Source organism: Sneathiella glossodoripedis JCM 23214, from assembly GCF_000616095.1.
Lineage (GTDB): Bacteria > Pseudomonadota > Alphaproteobacteria > Sneathiellales > Sneathiellaceae > Sneathiella > Sneathiella glossodoripedis.
Map to the genome: position 1 here is coordinate 294,327 of NZ_BAMS01000001.1, position 17,422 is coordinate 311,748.

At 44.3% G+C, this 17,422-nt stretch carries 16 protein-coding genes and 1 pseudogene; 2 read left to right on the forward strand and 15 right to left on the reverse strand.

The window, feature by feature from the left end:
* Positions 1-136: 136 nt before the first annotated feature.
* The 5 genes from JCM23214_RS18550 to JCM23214_RS21905 form a co-directional block, all read right to left on the reverse strand.
* On the reverse strand, positions 137-625 hold the full coding sequence (locus tag JCM23214_RS18550) for a lysophospholipid acyltransferase family protein (protein ID WP_199899208.1): 489 nt from the start codon (positions 623-625) through the stop codon (positions 137-139).
* Positions 625-2,004, reverse strand: a complete 1,380-nt coding sequence (locus JCM23214_RS01510; protein WP_025897158.1) for a dual specificity protein phosphatase family protein — start codon at positions 2,002-2,004, stop codon at positions 625-627. The genes JCM23214_RS18550 and JCM23214_RS01510 overlap by 1 nt, the downstream gene beginning before the upstream one ends.
* On the reverse strand, positions 2,001-2,963 hold the full coding sequence (locus JCM23214_RS01515) for a phosphatidate cytidylyltransferase (protein ID WP_025897159.1): 963 nt from the start codon (positions 2,961-2,963) through the stop codon (positions 2,001-2,003). The genes JCM23214_RS01510 and JCM23214_RS01515 overlap by 4 nt, the downstream gene beginning before the upstream one ends.
* Complete coding sequence (locus JCM23214_RS01520) at positions 2,950-3,564, reverse strand: CDP-alcohol phosphatidyltransferase family protein (RefSeq protein ID WP_025897160.1); 615 nt, start codon at positions 3,562-3,564, stop codon at positions 2,950-2,952. The genes JCM23214_RS01515 and JCM23214_RS01520 overlap by 14 nt, the downstream gene beginning before the upstream one ends.
* Before the next feature lie 621 nt (positions 3,565-4,185).
* Positions 4,186-4,800 (reverse strand): TetR/AcrR family transcriptional regulator, encoded by a 615-nt coding sequence (locus JCM23214_RS21905; protein ID WP_025897161.1) that lies wholly within the window; start codon positions 4,798-4,800, stop codon positions 4,186-4,188.
* A 173-nt stretch (positions 4,801-4,973) separates the two neighbouring features.
* Here JCM23214_RS21905 and JCM23214_RS23240 point away from each other — a divergent pair, with 173 nt between their 5' ends.
* Both JCM23214_RS23240 and JCM23214_RS26385 read left to right on the forward strand, forming a co-directional pair.
* Entirely contained in the window at positions 4,974-5,171 is a 198-nt protein-coding gene (locus tag JCM23214_RS23240) for a hypothetical protein (protein ID WP_148301736.1), read from the forward strand.
* A 24-nt stretch (positions 5,172-5,195) separates the two neighbouring features.
* A pseudogene (locus JCM23214_RS26385) lies at positions 5,196-6,937 on the forward strand (bifunctional alpha/beta hydrolase/class I SAM-dependent methyltransferase).
* Between the two features lie 124 nt (positions 6,938-7,061).
* Here JCM23214_RS26385 and JCM23214_RS25765 read toward each other — a convergent pair.
* From JCM23214_RS25765 to JCM23214_RS21920, 10 genes are all read right to left on the reverse strand, one after another.
* The gene (locus JCM23214_RS25765; protein WP_199899211.1) at positions 7,062-7,415 is read right to left on the reverse strand and encodes a nitrilase-related carbon-nitrogen hydrolase; all 354 of its coding nucleotides are present in this window, start codon (positions 7,413-7,415) and stop codon (positions 7,062-7,064) included.
* Positions 7,406-7,939 carry a carbon-nitrogen hydrolase family protein gene (locus JCM23214_RS25770; RefSeq protein ID WP_199899212.1) on the reverse strand — a complete coding sequence of 178 codons (534 nt, stop codon included), beginning with the start codon at positions 7,937-7,939 and terminating at the stop codon, positions 7,406-7,408. Before JCM23214_RS25770 ends, JCM23214_RS25765 begins: the two co-directional genes overlap by 10 nt.
* Positions 7,936-8,898, reverse strand: a complete 963-nt coding sequence (locus JCM23214_RS01545) for an ABC transporter ATP-binding protein (protein ID WP_025897163.1) — start codon at positions 8,896-8,898, stop codon at positions 7,936-7,938. Before JCM23214_RS01545 ends, JCM23214_RS25770 begins: the two co-directional genes overlap by 4 nt.
* Positions 8,895-9,899 carry an ABC transporter ATP-binding protein gene (locus JCM23214_RS01550; protein WP_025897164.1) on the reverse strand — a complete coding sequence of 335 codons (1,005 nt, stop codon included), beginning with the start codon at positions 9,897-9,899 and terminating at the stop codon, positions 8,895-8,897. The genes JCM23214_RS01545 and JCM23214_RS01550 overlap by 4 nt, the downstream gene beginning before the upstream one ends.
* The gene (locus JCM23214_RS01555) at positions 9,896-10,780 is read right to left on the reverse strand and encodes an ABC transporter permease (protein ID WP_025897165.1); all 885 of its coding nucleotides are present in this window, start codon (positions 10,778-10,780) and stop codon (positions 9,896-9,898) included. Before JCM23214_RS01555 ends, JCM23214_RS01550 begins: the two co-directional genes overlap by 4 nt.
* The gene (locus JCM23214_RS01560; RefSeq protein ID WP_025897166.1) at positions 10,777-11,793 is read right to left on the reverse strand and encodes an ABC transporter permease; all 1,017 of its coding nucleotides are present in this window, start codon (positions 11,791-11,793) and stop codon (positions 10,777-10,779) included. Before JCM23214_RS01560 ends, JCM23214_RS01555 begins: the two co-directional genes overlap by 4 nt.
* A 19-nt stretch (positions 11,794-11,812) precedes the next feature.
* Complete coding sequence (locus tag JCM23214_RS01565; protein WP_025897168.1) at positions 11,813-13,366, reverse strand: ABC transporter substrate-binding protein; 1,554 nt, start codon at positions 13,364-13,366, stop codon at positions 11,813-11,815.
* A gap of 168 nt (positions 13,367-13,534) precedes the next feature.
* Complete coding sequence (locus JCM23214_RS21910; protein ID WP_051547980.1) at positions 13,535-14,377, reverse strand: sigma 54-interacting transcriptional regulator; 843 nt, start codon at positions 14,375-14,377, stop codon at positions 13,535-13,537.
* Complete coding sequence (locus JCM23214_RS21915) at positions 14,374-14,919, reverse strand: PAS domain-containing protein (protein ID WP_051547981.1); 546 nt, start codon at positions 14,917-14,919, stop codon at positions 14,374-14,376. Before JCM23214_RS21915 ends, JCM23214_RS21910 begins: the two co-directional genes overlap by 4 nt.
* Before the next feature lie 784 nt (positions 14,920-15,703).
* The gene (locus JCM23214_RS21920) at positions 15,704-17,386 is read right to left on the reverse strand and encodes a calcium-binding protein (protein WP_159104278.1); all 1,683 of its coding nucleotides are present in this window, start codon (positions 17,384-17,386) and stop codon (positions 15,704-15,706) included.
* Between the last annotated feature and the right edge of the window lie 36 nt (positions 17,387-17,422).

A 17,422-nucleotide genomic window follows, 5' to 3' on the forward strand; every position in this document is an offset into this window, starting at 1 on the left:
CGGGAAATTTTCTTCTTTCATGATTTTTTGGAAATATGCGATCAAGTCGGTCATAAAAGTCTTCTCGGACTTGTAGTAACTCAGATAATCACCGACAACAACATCACAACAAAATGGCAGCGGTATCCGCGCTCCCTTAGGAAAATTTTCCCAATCCGTGTAGCAACACCGGGTAAACACGCAAATTTTGCCGTTTCTCGGCTAAAATTTGGACTCCACGCTTGAATTCGCCCAACCCTTTTTCAGGTTCTCCACGACTACCTTCAGGAAATAAAATCAAAATATCACCACTATCAATTGCTTCAAAACACCCCTCCAAAGGACTACCTGATTCCCCGTTACGATGAATTGGAATAATACCAATGATGTTGGTCGCAAACCATTTTGTGAAAAAGTTTGCAAAGAAATAATCTGCAGCAGCAACAGGCCGCAATCTAGGTAGAGACGAAAGCGGGAACAATGACATCAGTACCAATGTATCTAAATGTGAATTGTGATTTGCAACAAGAATAGCAGGGCCATTGCGAGGCAATTTTTGCCAATCCCTAACATTTAGACCTAGTAGTACGTATACGACCGGCCTTACGATAATGGCAAAAAAGAGCCTTTGAAGGATTCTATTCATCACTTGACGGTCCTCATCTTCTGCGCCGCAAACGCCTCACACAACCGAAATTGATTTAGCAAATCAAGTGCAATAGTCATATAGGGGCGCTTTACCCTGTGACTCCTGACTGCATCTATTGTTTCTAAGGCCTGATCCTTAGTGTAATTGTTTGCCATGAGCCATGCACTTACAGCCAATACGCTTCGAGACATACCAAGAGCACAGTGAACATATACGTTCCCGTGCTGGCGAAGCGTTTCTATATGCATCGCAATCTCATGTAATTTTGATGGTTCTGGAATCGTCATATCAAGCAACGGAATGTGCGAGTATAGAATACCTTCCGGACAATCAGTTGACAGCTCAGGAGCCAAATCGAGAACGACAGCAATTTCGTTGTTTCTTAGTATTTGCCAGTCAGCAGCGCCAGGTTTCAGCCCTAACCAGACACCAGGAACAATTTCATCCATAAGGTTCAATTTTTTTCGCCAATAAAGCCAATTGAGCCAGCTACCTATTAAATATGGCCAAAAGAGTGCCCATGTTAGCAATCCGTGTTTTCCATCTGTTTTTTTTAAGAAATCACTCAAGCCCAAGCAATAGCTTGCAGCGACAAAAAGAAGGCTAACAGCTATCCAGGCTGTCAAAACTGATGCTTCCGGTATATTAAATGCAGCCACAGTAAAGATGACAGCCAAAATCATGTAGCGTAAAGCTAAATGTAGGTGCCTTGGTGTAACAAAATTCAGCTTAAGCAAACCTGAACCATGACTTGGCACGAGTTTATGAACAATATATACAACCAATATACCACCAACGATGTCTATTGAATGATGTTGAAAAACCAAAACAGTCGAAGCTGCAATTAGTAGGAACCAGATGGTAACGAGAAACTGCCAGAATTGCCCCACTTGAGAGTGTATGACCCGCCAACAAATATATCCCAAACTGATGTGCAATGAGGGTAGTTGGTTGTAAGGCTGGTCTAGACTTAACACATCAAACCACATCGCCGTCCAACCTGAAACTATCGGTCGCTCAAAGTCAAACTGTAGAGGGAAAATTAAGAAAACAATAGAAGAAATCACGATGGCCAATGCGCATCTGACCCCAAGTTTCTGTATAGAAATCCTGGTCGGCGCCATCAAAAAGGCTACGACAAAAATAATATCAGAGGACATATAAGGAACAATAAGTTCTGGCACAAAAGGAATATGCTTTTCCCAATCCAAATAAAGACTTGGATGTGGTCCTGTTAAAAAACTGATGTGGTTTGTACTTCCGTAGACCAGAAAGAAAAAACCTCCGATCAGGGTCGTCCATAGCACACGCTCTTTAAACAATGGTTTTGCTTCAGGAGCTGCATTAAACTGCCTATTGGGAAAGGTGTCGGTCATGACAGAATATGGCCACCATAACAGAAATAGAAAACATAGTGAAAAAAGACAGGTGCGCTGTAGGTCATACTATCCACACGATCCAAGATACCTCCATGACCCGGTATTAAATTACTGCTATTTTTGACCCCCATATCTCTTTTGAATGCGGATACTGTGATATCACCCAAAAACCCGGATATCGCGATGACAACTCCAACCACATATACATGAATTCCTTCAAATGGTGTCAGATATGGCGCGATGAAATACCCTGCGACAGCGGTCGTTGCCACCCCACCAAGGAATCCTGCCCAGGTCTTACCAGGACTTACTTTAGGGACAATCTTCGGACCACCTAGACTGCGCCCCCAAATATACTGGGCAACATCATTTACCTGCGTAAGTATGACGAGAAACATTAACAAACCCACGCTGCCGGCTGCCGGGTTATTAAATTTCGGCAAGGACAACATATAAGCCGCATGGCTGAGACTAAAGACGGTTAGCATTAATCCCCAGTGTAGTGTACCCGTTGCTCTCAAAAAACCATCCGTACTCCCCGCAAAAAGCGTGCGCACAGGCAATATCAAAAAGCTCCATACGGGAATAAAGACAATGAACACCCCATACCAATATTCATAAACCCAGAAAAATTGGAGCGGAATTGTAAGATAGGCATAAAATAGAACTGGCCGATCAATACGGCGGGTTGGAACGAGAGAAATAAACTCTTTAAAGGCGAGAAAGCTGACAAAACCTAAAAAAATGATTGCGGCAGGTCGGTCGAGAAAAACCGCGAAAGAGAATAACGTAATGATCAACCACCATGACTTGACCCGCCGTACCAGTTCTTCATGGTCATCCGCTTTAAAAAATACACCTTTTAAGATTACTGAGATCGTTGCGGCAAAAAGAACAGCATAAATTGCTATAACGGTCGTGAAGACGTTTGACGGAATGTTTTCAAACCACATCATTCTTCTCGGCCAAAGCGCTCTTTGCGCGATTGAAGATCGTTACTAAAGAGAGCAAAATCAGAAGCCCAAAAATCCAGGGTAAAAAATTCTGAATAGGTATCTCAAACCCCAAAAACATCGCTAGCAAACCAAAGACAAACGCTCTATCACTCTTACCGAAAGGACCATCATACCGACGTGATGCCCCTATTTGAACGGCAACGACTCCTATCATTTCAATCATTATAGCCAGCATTACAACACTCATGACGCCCCACACAGGCACACCCGGCAGCAAATAAAATGGCGCATATAACGCTATATCAGAGATCACATCCCCAAGTTCGTTCAACACCGCGCCAAGATCACTCTCCATACTGTACTCGCGCGCCAACATCCCATCGATAGCATTCAAAGCCATTCGAACAAATAAGATCAAAGGAACAAGCAACAAAGGCCACAACTTTGTCGGAAATAAGGCAATAAATGTGCCACCAAGCAAAGATATAACTATGGCAAATATCGTCACTTGATTAGCCGTGACGCCTATTTTAGCAAGTCTATCGACAACTGGACGCAGTAAATTTTGAAATTTCGTCTTTAACTCATAAACGCTTGGCAAATTCTCCCCCTACCTGATTTCGCCCCGCACACCCTAATCTAATTCTTCATGAAATTCAGACCCCTAATTTGGTCAGCCGCCAAATAACCCTTAGTTAGCTTTTCTTTTAATTGATCGTGGATAGTGCCCTTATTTTTCTATTTTCAAGCTAACTGTATAAATACCTCGCAAACTTGACTTCACCAAGAGAATAACTTCGACAAAGTTTTACTCATTCACTTTCTCAGCACCTTTTTTAAAGACAGACATTTCACCATTTTAACGTGATTACCTATAGAAAAATGGCAGAAGCAACTCTTCTTCCCGAAGAACACCATTAGCCTTAAGATAGACTGGCTCATCGGTTCCAAGATTTACCTTGCGAAGACAGATTGTGAGGATGCCCTATGTACAGATTGTGATTGCCTCTAGAAATTTTGGAACGCCCGCGTAAACTTTTACTATAAAAAGTGCTTTTTCGGGCCACATGCAGTAATCGTCTAATTTTGGAAAGGCTCACTATACAACCCTCAGCCAATCTTGGAGAAAACTTTCACGATGTTATTTCTCACATACATCTAATGCTAGAATTCACACCATAAATTTTTCGTCACCACCTAAGATAAACGAAAACTCTAAAATCTATTTTTGCGCTCTACTTCGAATTCCCTGAAAATAGTTTAAAATAAGATTGTTTGTGAATTCCTCGGCTGTCTCGATAGCGATCTTGTCATTCCGCTCAACATAGGCAATCGAACAGATCCCGTGAAAAGATGACCATAAAACCCACGCTGAAGCCATTTTGGCCTTGTCTCCATGATCACCAAACAATGGCTCAATAATATTAGCGATAAGTGACAATAAAAGTGCTATCTTTTCCCGATACCAATCCGGTCGTTTATTTTCATCTGGAAGCCTAAACTCAAACACACAGTTCCAAAGATTCTGATTTTTTCTGGTATAGAGAATATAAGCATGAGCTAACATTTCAAGCCTCTGCTCAGGTGTTTCAATGTTCGCTAGGTCGACTCTTTGCAAATTCTCCAGCAACGCATTCATTGTTTGGGCATTTAGATGCATAATCAAATCATCAAAATCCTTGAAGAAATTGTACAATGTACCCACGGAGTAACCTATCTCCCGAGCAATTTTACGGGCAGAAACGGATCTGATACCCACCTCAATAACTTGTTTTCTCGCCTCCTGAAGAATCATCTTGTGAAGCTCTTCCCTACTATGATCATATCGTCTCGCCATACTACACCTGGAAATTTATTTAAACACTGATCAATTAATTATTGACAACTGAATTTTCACCCTATATTACAATTGAACATCGCTCAATAAAAAAATTTGCATACCCCGATAAGGTACAGGATTTTTTTGAACAACTTAATGAACATTGTTCATTTAATACATGGGAGAGAAAAATGATTGCGAAGAAACATCTATTGGTCGCACTGACAATTTTAGGGCTGATTGCAGCACATGCTCTTGGCTCTATGCAACTTGTTCAACAAGTCATTCACATCGCTCAAACTACATACAATTCAATAGCGAACAATTTCGAGGAAGCAATACTTGGCTACCTCTACGATGGCCGTAGTATCTTGCGGGCTTCATTCTAGCTTATATTAATGGGGGACTGGAAAATGGAAATTCTGGAACAGCACTTCACAAGCCATGACGGCGCAGAATTATTCTATCGCCATTGGCAGCCTGATTATAAATCAGAAAAAGCTGTAATCCTGTTTCATCGCGGACATGAACATTCAGCCAGATGGCAAGACCTAATAGAAAAACTCAACCTGAAGGGCTTTAACTTCTTCGCTTGGGATGCAAGAGGACATGGTCACTCACCGGGAGAACGAGGTTACGCTGAATCATTTGATGTGCTGGTTCAGGATGTTGATTGTTTCGTTCGCCATATTAGTGAAACATACGAAATTGACCCGCAAAATATCGTTATCCTAGCACATAGCGTTGGCAGTGTTCTGACCAGCACTTGGGTGCATGATTATGCCCCTAAGATCCGCGGACTTGTATTAGGAAGCCCTGCGCTTCGAGTGCGCCTATATGCCCCATTCGCGATACCGGCGCTCAGGCTGCTGAACAAAATCCGCAAAAAATCGTTCATCTCTAGCTATGTAAAAGGACGGCTTCTCACTCGTGACCCTGCTAAAATTGATGATTACAATAATGACCCGCTCATTACACCGCAAATTGCAGTCAACATATTGCTAGGTCTATATGATGCGGGGACTCGTTTGATAAAGGATGCCGCCGCGATAACAACTCCCACCTTAATTCTGACATCAGGCAACGACTTTGTTGTTAAGCAGTCTGCACAAAAAAAATTCTATGATCGCCTCTCAAACCCAAGAAAAGAAATGCAGACTTATGAAGCTTCCTACACGACACCTTTAATGAAGCCGAAAACCATCTTCCAATTGCCAAAGCGCGAATGTTCATTACTGATCTATTTGAAAGAGAGTTCCAATCCGCCAAACTGATAAATGCTGATAAGAAGGGCTTTACTAAGAAAGAACATGAAGAGCTTTCCAAGACTTTACCCTGGTGGTCGCCGAAAAAATGGCAGTTTGCCATCGCCCGTTTTGGGTTATCTACATTTGGCAGGTTGAGCAAAGGTATCCGCGTTGGTTGGAAGGAAGGTTTTGATTCTGGGTCTATGCTGGATTATGTCTACGAAAATGAAGCTAAGGGCTTTTCACCCATTGGCAAGTTCATCGACAGGCAGTTCTTAAACAGTCCAGGCTGGAGAGGCATTCGCAAACGTAAGGCCAATCTGCAAAAACTTTTAAGTGAACAGATAGAAGACAGGCTTGATAACGCTGAACATGTACGTGTAGTAGATATTGCTGCGGGTCATGGGCGATATGTTCTGGATACGTTGCAAAGATACGACAACAATAAAATTTCTGCAGTTCTACGCGACTACAGCGATATTAATATTCGGGCCGGCGAGGCGTTCGCCGCAAAAAAACATCTGAAAAACGTGACTTATGTAAAAGGTAACGCCTTTGACCTCACAAGCCTCGCAGAGATTAGTAACGCACCAAATATCGCTATCGTGTCAGGGCTATATGAACTATTTTGCGATAATGACATGATACTGACCTCTTTAAAGGGGCTCTTTGAAGCCTTGGAGCCAGGCGCTTCGTTGATCTACACAAATCAACCTTGGCATCCACAGCTTGAATTCATTGCGCGTGTCTTAACTAGCCATCGTGATGGTAATGCTTGGATTATGCGTCGCAGGACTCAACAGGAAATGGATCAACTGGTCGAAGCAGCAGGCTTTATCAAAGAAACCCAAGAAATTGACGATCAAGGTATCTTCACCGTCTCTCTCGCCAGGAAACCGCGTACCTAATTTCAAATTTTAGAGGGAATAAAAAGCGAGAAGAGTACTGCCTGTCTGCCAGCTCCTATACCAAACGAAAATTTCAAACGTACCAACAGATAGCTCAAGCAAGATTGCTTAGCCTTAACTTCAGTCAACCACTCTTCAGTTTGTTTTCCGTAACTGGACCTTTGTTTCGGTGTTTCAAAGGGCCAAGATCCAAGGCAAATCTGGAGCGGCCCAGATCATCATATTGCGGATAGGCAATCCGCGAATCTCGGAAACTTTTTAGTGGCTGCCCCAACCCCATAAGCCCTTCTTCGCGAGTGCGCCTAACAAGCCCCAGATCCAAGACAACGGGAATACATTCAGCGCCCCTTCCTGCTTGATAGATTACATTCCCTTCGGGGCCAAAAACGGCGGACTGGCCATATCCTAATTTCCCCGTATTGTTAATATCGACAAAATATGACTGGTTGATTCCGGCTGTTGCCCGTCCTATCGACATTTCAAATTCCCGATCAATGGTATTTGTAAGGTTGGATGCAGGATCACTTCAGCACCAAGGCTTACGAGAGCTCTCGACGTTTCGGGAAACCAGCTATCATAACATATAGATACGCCAAACCGACCGACATTCGGCACATCAAATACAGTATGCTCAAGGCCTCCTTCAACCCCCTCTTCATAAGGTTGAAACGGATATATCTTTCTATGTCTGGTGACTACGTTCCCACTCGGATCAATAACAGGTGACGTATTATAAATCTTATCATCTAAAAGCTCATACATGGAGCCGGGGATCAACCAGATTCCATGTTTTCGCGCCAAAGAGCAAAAATGCTCTTCTGCTGGCCCTGGCATCGACTGAGCGGCCTGAAGGCTCGGACCAAATGCACAAAGCTCACCAAACATAATCATTTCAACCCAAGGAAAGCGAGCCATGACAATGTCGATTTCGCGGCTCATTGCATCGAGATTATCCCCAAAAGGAGCTTCCATCTGAATGCCGGCGACGGCGAATGTTGTCATTGTGTTATCTCCCCAGAATTCGGATGATGACAGGATACTTTTCTCGAGCTGTCAAAGTCTGTTAGTTTTGGTTTTGTTGTCAGGCAGGTTTGGGATTTCTTATCACAGCGGCCTGCAAAAGCGCATCCCACTGGCAGATTGATGGGGCTGGGAACTTCTCCGACAGGAGCGGTCAGTCTATCCCTATCATCTGGATCAAGAGAGGGGATCGCATCTAGCAAGGTCATCGTGTAAGGATGCCTCGGTGCCCTGAAAACTGCTGAAACCTGACCTGCTTCAACTATTCTACCCAAATACATTACCATCACGCGATCCGCGATATATTCCACCGTTGCAAGGTCATGAGAAATAAACAGGAAACTTAACTTGTGTTTGGCCTGTAACTTCTTAAGCAGATTTAACACCTGTGCCTGAACGGAGACATCCAACGCAGCAGTCGGTTCGTCCAATATCAGCATCTTCGGCTCTAGCGCCAAGGCCCTCGCGATAGCAATTCTCTGTCGCTGTCCACCTGAAAATTCATGAGGATAACGGCGCAGATGCTCAGGCCCCAACCCAACATCCTTTAAATGCTGTTCTACACGCTCATTCAGTTCTCTTCCTTTAAGCCCTGCGATAGTTTTTAAGGGCTCCCCCACAATGTCACGAACTTGCATTTTGGGGTTGAGTGACGAATAGGGGTTTTGGAATACAATGCTCAGGTTTCTGCGGATCGCCTTGCGTTCACGATCAGACATATCAGTAAAGTCATGCCCATCGAAAATGACTTTACCGCCATTCGTTTCGATCAACTGCAGTAGTGATAGAGCTATAGTGCTTTTCCCGCAGCCGCTTTCGCCAACCAGCGCCACCGTCTCGCCTGGCAAAATGTCAAAGGAAACGTCATCAACAGCCTGAACTAGCCCTGCCTTGGTTGAGAAAGTTTTGGTGAGTTTTTGGACTGAAAGCAACGCCATCATGCCGCCCCCTCACTGTTTGCTTCAACTAGCGCCAAATCCCCTTCAACATGATGACATATCGCAAAATGTGTATCGGTCGAGCGTCTCATCGCAGGCATCTGATCCCGGCATATATCTGTGGCATTGTCACATCTTGAAGCAAATGCGCATCCCTTGATCGAAACCGACATATCCGGCACCTGACCTGGAATGTAATTTAGGTGAACATCAGTTCTTCCGACCTCTGGTACAGTTTGCATCAAGTTACGTGTGTAAGGATGCATAGGTTGTTTCAAAACTTGCCGCACATCTCCAGTTTCAATAATCTGCCCGGCATACATGACTGCTACGCGATCGCAAAGAGATGCAATTACTCCCAAATCATGAGTGATGAAAAGGATGCTGAGCTTCTTCTTCACCGCGAGCTCTCTCAACAGAAGTATGATCTGTGCCTGAACCGTGACATCAAGTGCAGTCGTCGGTTCATCTGCGATAAGAAGATCGGGGCCACAGGAAAGCGCCATGGCGATCATCACTCTTTGGAGCTGCCCTCCAGACATCTGATGCGGATATTTTTCAAACGCAATTTCAGGATCAGGCAATCTTACGTCTTCAAATGATTTAAGGGCGATTATTTTCGCTTCTCGCTTGCAGCAGTGCTGATTAATCACAATGGCATCAGTTAACTGCCGGCCAACTTTCAGGAAAGGGTTAAGGGCTGTAAGCGGGTTTTGAAAAATCATGGCGGCGCTTGATCCCCTAATACCTTCCAACTCCGCATCGGTGCGCCCGACCACTTCGCGACCACTTAAGAGAATACTTCCGCTAATGAGGGTACTCTTTTCAAGTAAGCCAAGTGCAGCCATACTCGTGACCGATTTCCCGCTCCCTGATTCACCAACCAGTCCTAAAATTTCTCCCTGCCTAATATTGAAGCTGCACCCTCGGATCGCATGCACAACTTTGTCCAGCGACGGGAAGGCAATATTCAAATTTGTGATCGAAAGAACATTCTCGGTCATCGATCACTCCTGTGTTTTGGGTCTAGAATATCCCGAATGCCATCACCCAACAGGTTCACAGCAAGAACCGTAAGGAAGATTGCAAGGCCCGGAAATGCCGCTGTCCACCAGAAGTCCAGAAATTTTGAGCGGGATAAAGCTACCATTAGACCCCATTCGATAGTTGGTGGCTTTGCCCCTATACCAATAAAGCTCAGAGAAGCTGCAGCCAGGATCGTATAACCAAAATCCATAGACGCCTGGACAATGGCTGGCGTCCAGCTATTTGGCAAAGCATGCCTAAACATAATGCGAATGGATCCCACACCCATGGCACGGGCAGCATCAATATAAAGCTCTTCGCGAATTGCCATAACGGACCCTCGTACAATTCGCGCATACCAAGGGAACCAGGATATTGCGAGGGCCAGCATTGCATTAAACAAACCAGCACCCAACGCTGCTGTAATGGTGATAGGAAGCAACAATGGAGGGAAGGCCAGAAAAACATCTGATATCCGCATCAAAAACATGTCGATACGACCACCGAAATATCCTGCGGCAAGTCCGATCGGCACCCCAATCGCCATCGCGATCGCAAGAACGGTAAAGCCAATAACGAGCGACGTTTGAGCACCATAAACGACACGGGAAAATATATCTCTGCCTAAGGCATCGGTACCCATAAGATGCTCAAGGCTTGGCGCTTCCAACTTGTCGCTGAAGTTCATTTTGTTTGGTTCAAACGGTACTATCCAGGGCGCTAACACAGCCACCAGAACGATCGCTAGAAAAATACCACCACCAACCACCAGCAATGTGTTAGCCGACATAAATGCGCTGATTTTTGCTGTAATGCTTGGCTTGATTTGGGCGGCCTGTATCTTAAAAAGATTACTCATACTGCCCTCAAGCGTGGGTCTGCCACATAATATAAGAGATCAATTATGAAATTGATGAGCAGATATGCCGTAGACAGGAAAAGTGTCACTCCCATTACAGCGGGAAAATCGTTCTTCACTATTGCTCCAACCACATATCCGCCTAACCCGGGCCAGTCGAATACATACTCGACAATCACCGAATTCCCGAGCATAAATCCATAGGTCAAGCCAACCACTGTCATCATCGGGATCAGCGTCGCCCTTAAGGCATAGCCAAAGTAGATTTTGTTTTTGGGAAGACCGTATGCCTTTGCTGTACGGACAAAATCTTCCCCTAGTGCTTCGACCATTGTATTGCGTGTGATACGCGTAACCACGGCCATAGCAGCCAGCGTTAATGTCAAAACTGGTAGCACTAAATGAGCAGCGGCACTTTTGAATGCCACCCATTCACCAGCCAGCAATGTGTCGATCAAGTAGAAGCCGGTTACGCGAGCAAACTCATAATCAAGAAGCACTTCGCTATTCATGCGCCCTTGTAAAGGAAACCAGGCAAGCTTCCCATAGAAAAGCATCTGCAACATCATTCCGACCAGAAACACTGGTAAAGCCATACCAGCAATAGAAAAGCTTCGAGCTCCATGATCTGAAATCGAATTTTGTTTTACTGCGGATATCACGCCAATCGGGATACCAATCAGAATTATCAAGATGACTGCGATCGTTGTGAGTTCCAGCGTTGCAGTCATACGTTCAACAACATCGTCCAATACTGGCTGACCAGTTCTAAGGCTCTTTCCAAAGTCACCCTGAACCATATCCCCGACATAATAGGCAAACTGGATTGGGATCGACTTATCAAGGTGTAGTTCCGCCTTCGCCAAATCGATTTGCTCCTGAGTGGGGCGATGTCCCAACATCATCTCGACAGGTGATCCGGGAAGGATGCGACTCAACGCAAATGTAATGACAAGCACACCGCAAAGGATAACAATCATCATTAAAAGTCGTTGAGCCACATATTTTACCATCTTCTAATCCTAATTCCGCCTATTTACGAGACAACTTATGGAAGAAGACGGCGGCATATGCAGGGTTGGTTTCCAGCCCTTCAATATTAGAACGACGTGCTGTCCGTCCTTTGATATCTGCATAGAAGATGGCAACAGCATCATCCATCAGTATCTGCTGAGCTTCCGCATATTTGGTAATTGCTTTTTTGCGATCCATCCCTTCCAAAGCAACACCTTCGTCCAGAACTTTGTCATAAGCCGGATTTGTATAGTGAGACAGATTGAAAAGCGCTTTCTCTTCAGTTCTGAAAAGGCCTATCATCCAATCATTTGGTGTTGGATATGTTGGCCACCAAGTCATAGACTGCATATTCGGAGCTGTTTCCAGGTTTTTAGCTTTATCCCAGATAACACCCCACTCACCTGGCATCAGTTCAACCTCAATGCCTACCTGTCGAGCATTTTCCTGAAACAGAAGTACTGAGTTTTTGTAGGCTTCAGAAGTACCGATATAAGCAATAGAGATTTTTCTCTGATCCACAGGCACGCCGGACTCTTCGATAAGCTTTTTCGCCATATCCAAATCGAACTTTGGTGCCTTGATAGAGGAGTCATGCCCCCACATAGTCGCAGGAATAACACCACGCGCTACATCTGCATAACCAGCATAAATATCATTTACAACAGTATCATAATCCCAAATATGGGTCAGTGCCTGACGAAATTTCTTGTTATCCGTAGGCGCTTTCTGGGTGTTGATCAGGAACTGAGAGTTTTTCCATGAAGGCACCGCATAGGCGCTGATACCTTCTTCTTTATTCAGACTATCCACGACATCAGCTGGTACCAACGAAATAAAGTCTGCCTCACCCGCTTTTAGCATCTGAACCTGAGTTGCATTTTCAGTAACAACTTTCAAAATGACGCGATCAAAATTCTTATCGCTCCATCCACCGTGGAAATCGGCATTTTTTTCAAGTACAATCTGTTGTCCCTTCGCCCATTGGCGTACCTTGTATGGTCCTGTACCAGCAGCATTTCCCTGATTGAACCAATCAGTACCCTTCTCAGCGGCTTTGGGTGAAAACATATATGCACCATACTGCGAAGAGGCAATTAGATCGATTGGCTGGGGGGATTTAGTCTTGATCACTAAAGTCGTGTCATCCAAAGCTTCAATGCTGTCTACAGATGCCCAAATGTACCATGCTCCTTTTTTCATGCTCTTAGTGCGCTCGATGGCTGCCTTTGCCGCCGCAGCATTAAAAGATTCACCGTCATGGAACTTAACACCTTCACGCAACTTAAATGTCCAGCTAAGGCCATCTTCACTAACAGACCAACTGGTAGCCAAAGCTGGTGTGAATTGCTCTTCACTACCTGGCGGGTTATACCAAAGAAGTGGCTCATACACATTCGCGAGCATCATAACTTCCAGTGAAAAAGCAATGGAAGGGTCCCAATCCTTTACATCGCCATACATAGCATAGGTCACAGTGTTTGATTTGGCTTGTACCCCCGGTGCTGTAGCTACCAAAGAAACAACCGCTATCATAATAACTGCCCACACCATCTTCATGAGTGACTTCATTTTACTACCTCCTTGCAGTCGCGGTTTAGTTTGTACTTATTCGCGCCTATATGGCTCAGCAAATGTCATGCCAATTAATCAATTTTATTTTTATTTTACTTTTCAAAAACTTAATCACAATTTTGGATTTGAAGAATTATTCAAAACTGAATAAATCGGAAAAAATATTCACAAATGAATAGAACTTGGTGTCAACCCATGTCGCTTAAGTAGCCTTTGCACAGTCGGTTGAGATACCCCTAAGTCCGCCGCAATATCTACCTGACGGTGGTGCCGAGCACAGGATTTTTTGAGGTAATGATATTCAACTTCGGCCAAAGCCGCCTGCAATGTCAGTGGCGTGTCTGCCACGTGTCTAACAGGCACCGTTTGATTAAGCACTTCCTCAGGCAAATGCTGAGCTGCGATTACGTCACTGCCGGCACTTAATACAAAGGCACGCTCCAATATATTCTCGAGCTCCCTGACATTGCCAGGAAAAGCATAACGCCCAAGCAAATTTACTGCTTCGGAGTCCAAACGACGGCTTGATCCGTGACGATCATTTAGTCGGCCAACAAATTGTTGAACCAACTGTGGCAAGTCTTCCCGCCTTTCTGTTAGTGAAGGCATTCTGAGAGGCACAATGTTTAGACGAAACCATAAATCTTCACGAAACTTCCCTTCGTCCACCAAGGCTCTTAGATCCTTGTTCGTTGCAACAACCAACCTCACATCAACTTGACGTACACGTCGATCCCCTACAGCAATGAATCCTTTTGTATCAAGGAATGTCAGTAATTTAACCTGCGCTTCCAGTGGAAACGCATCTATTTCATCTAGAAACAGAGTACCTTCATGGGCTGCCTCGATCAGCCCGGTTTTTCCTTTCTCCAAGGCTCCTGTAAAAGCCCCCCCCACATAGCCAAACAATTCCGCTTCTAGCAGCGTGGGTGGAATCGCACCACAATTCAAGGAGAGAAATGATTTCTCCCGCCGGGGGGAGCCATCGTGAATAACGCGGGCAATCATACTCTTACCTGAACCCGAGGCCCATTCAGTAGCACGGTCGTGTCAAAGTCTGCCACTCGAAAGACCGTGTCCATTACTTGTTTCATAGCGTCACTAACGGCGATAATTTCCTGGGTTTTAAGATCACGGAGTTTCATAGCCAGAAGTTCAGTGTGGATTCGTGAATGAAGCTGTTGCTTCTTCTCCAGTTCACCTCGAAGCAGATTAAGTTCAGTCAGATCCCTCTCGCTCCCCACCACAAGAGAGACTTCGCCTGACTCATCAAAAACAGGCACACCATTCACGAGCAACACTCTACCAGACTTTACTTTTTGAATAATCGCGACCGGCTTTTTGGTTCTGAGAACTTCATGGGTTACGTCATTGTCGAAATTTCCCTGACCAAACAATTCCTGTACGGTTTTTCCGCACACGTCTTCCCGCCTGATATCATTGAGCTCTTCGCACGCACTGTTAATCCACAATAATTTCGGAGTCGCATCACATACCCAAACGCCATCTGTCATTGCTTCCAACACCGACGGCCACTGCTTTTCAAACATTAAACACCCAATTCAGCTATATTATTCATTCTTGAATAATATAGCTGAATTATCTGGGTGTGAATATACGTTGAATTACCAATACAATTGGGAAGCCGATTTACGTAAAGTACTTAAAGCTAACGACACTGAAAATTTCCCAGAAAAAGCACCCAGAATATATGGATGCTTATTGAGCAACGCTTTAATTTTGCGGATGCTCCCCATAAATATCCCAGCAATCACCACGGCTTATAGCCCAATTAGACGCTTCAGTTGGATAAAGACAAAGCAAGTGTCTAAACAGACTCTATTTAAGAACACCTGAATACTAACCTAAATTATTGATATATTTAGAAAAAATGGTGCCGCTGGCGTGACTCGAACACGCGACCTACGCATTACGAATGCAAACGGATATCAATAATTTCAATAGCTTAGAGTGTCTAAAAATCGGAAAATGGCCCAAATTTACCCATTTTGGGGCCGGAATTGTCTAAATTCTAAACGATGACAATAGTGCTAAGCTATATGGGCTCACTCAATTGTACTCTGCAACCCCCTGTTTAAAGTGCGGGCCCAGGCATTCAGTTTTTGGGCGATTAAGCGCGATGATTTCAACGGCATCACGCCGTTCGGTCAGAACTTCGGTGTATGTCATGTTTCTCTCTTTATTATTATTATGAGAGCCTAATTTGATCCCATATTCCCACACGGGTTAAGAGAAATCCCCAAAAACCAGCCAAACGAGAAAAGGAGCCCCTTACAGAGCTCCTTTTTCGAGTTCATATACAATGTCGAATATCTATTGCCAGTTTGCTGTGAGAACTGAATCTAGGCTGTCATATTGTGGATCGGACAGATCTGTTTCCGACCCGGATGGTGGACTGAATGAAGCCATTGCCTCCACCAGATTAAAGACATCTGCATTGCTAAGCGTTTTACCATCGCCAGACTGAATGGTTTCAATCTGATTATCAACACCTAAATACCAGTTTTCTACGGTGACGCTATCGCTGGTTCCAATCACACTAATCAATAGATCATCACCGCTTTGCTGCAGCCACAACTGATCATGCGCAATATCTGAAGCTAAGACTAGCTTATCATCAGACCCATCGGAACTCTGATCAGAGATTACATCGTTGTCATCTCCACGATTGAATTCATAGGTATCTGACCCATTACCACCGTCTAACGTATCGTCACCCGCACCACCGATGAGCTGATCATCGCCGGCGCGGCCAAACAATGCGTCAGAAGATCCCGTTCCAATTAGGATGTCATCACCTTGATCACCTGCTAATGATGCTCCGACATCTACCCCAAAGTACCGTTTATAAATCCCGTTACTATCCCCATCCTGCGGAGATTGCCAACTAATTACATATCCACCTCCAGCGAGTGCAGTTATTGAGGGAGTTGTTTGGTTCCCAAGAGCAGTTTCATTCACAATAAACTCGGTATTTAATGCATTAGCAGCTGAGTCATATTCTTGGGCATAAATTCCGTTAGCATCCCCGTCTTGACCTCTAGATTGCCAAGTGACAACAAATCCACCGTTTTCTGTAGCTACAACTCTAGGATTATACTGCAAATCTGAGGTGAATGTGTTTACGATAAAATCTGATACTATTGTATTTCCTGTAGCATCAATTACAGATGCAACTACATCTCTATTCCCATTTAGGGTGGTTTCCCAAACTACGACAAGATTTCCATTTGTTAGCAAATCTACACTCGGGTTTTTCTGATCACCTGATGTTGCAGTGTTGAGTTGAAATTCTGTACCGATCGATGAGCCATTATCATTGTACAACTGGCCAAAAATTCCATACCCGTCGGCTTCGTTGCCGTGCGATTGCCAAATTATTAAAAAAGTACCATTTTCTAAACTAACTACATCAGGAGATGATTGCCCACTTGGTGAAAATGTATTGACTTGGAATTCATTTCCAACTTTTGCTCCACTCACATTAAATATCTGAGCGAAGACACCGTTTGTATTATTGTCGGCCATTTGATCAAACCAGGTAATTAGAAAATTACCATTTGACAACTCCGCCATACGACTGGAGCTCTGGTTAGAAGCCGTTGTTGTATTAACCAAAAATTCCGGACCTAGAAAAGTACCTTGACTAGAAATACGTTGAGCAAAAACACCAGAACTATCTCCATCCTGTCCTACAGAGTCCCAAGTTACAAGAATTTCACCATTCGACAATTGAATTGCTTCAGGGTTTCTTTGCCAATCGGTGACATATGTGTTTATTCTAAACTCAACGCCTTTCAAATTACCCAATGCATCATAGAATTGGCCATACACACCCCCTTTATCACCATCCTGTCCATTTGATGTCCAAAGTACAAGAACGCCTCCATCTTCAAGGCCCAATACCGTAGAAGAAGTCTGAGATCCGATAGTATAAGTATTTACTTGCTGTTCTTCGTTTAGATGAAGCTCATGATCATAAACATCAATAGTCATCGTAGCAGAAGTCTCCAAACCGCTCTCGTCCCTTGC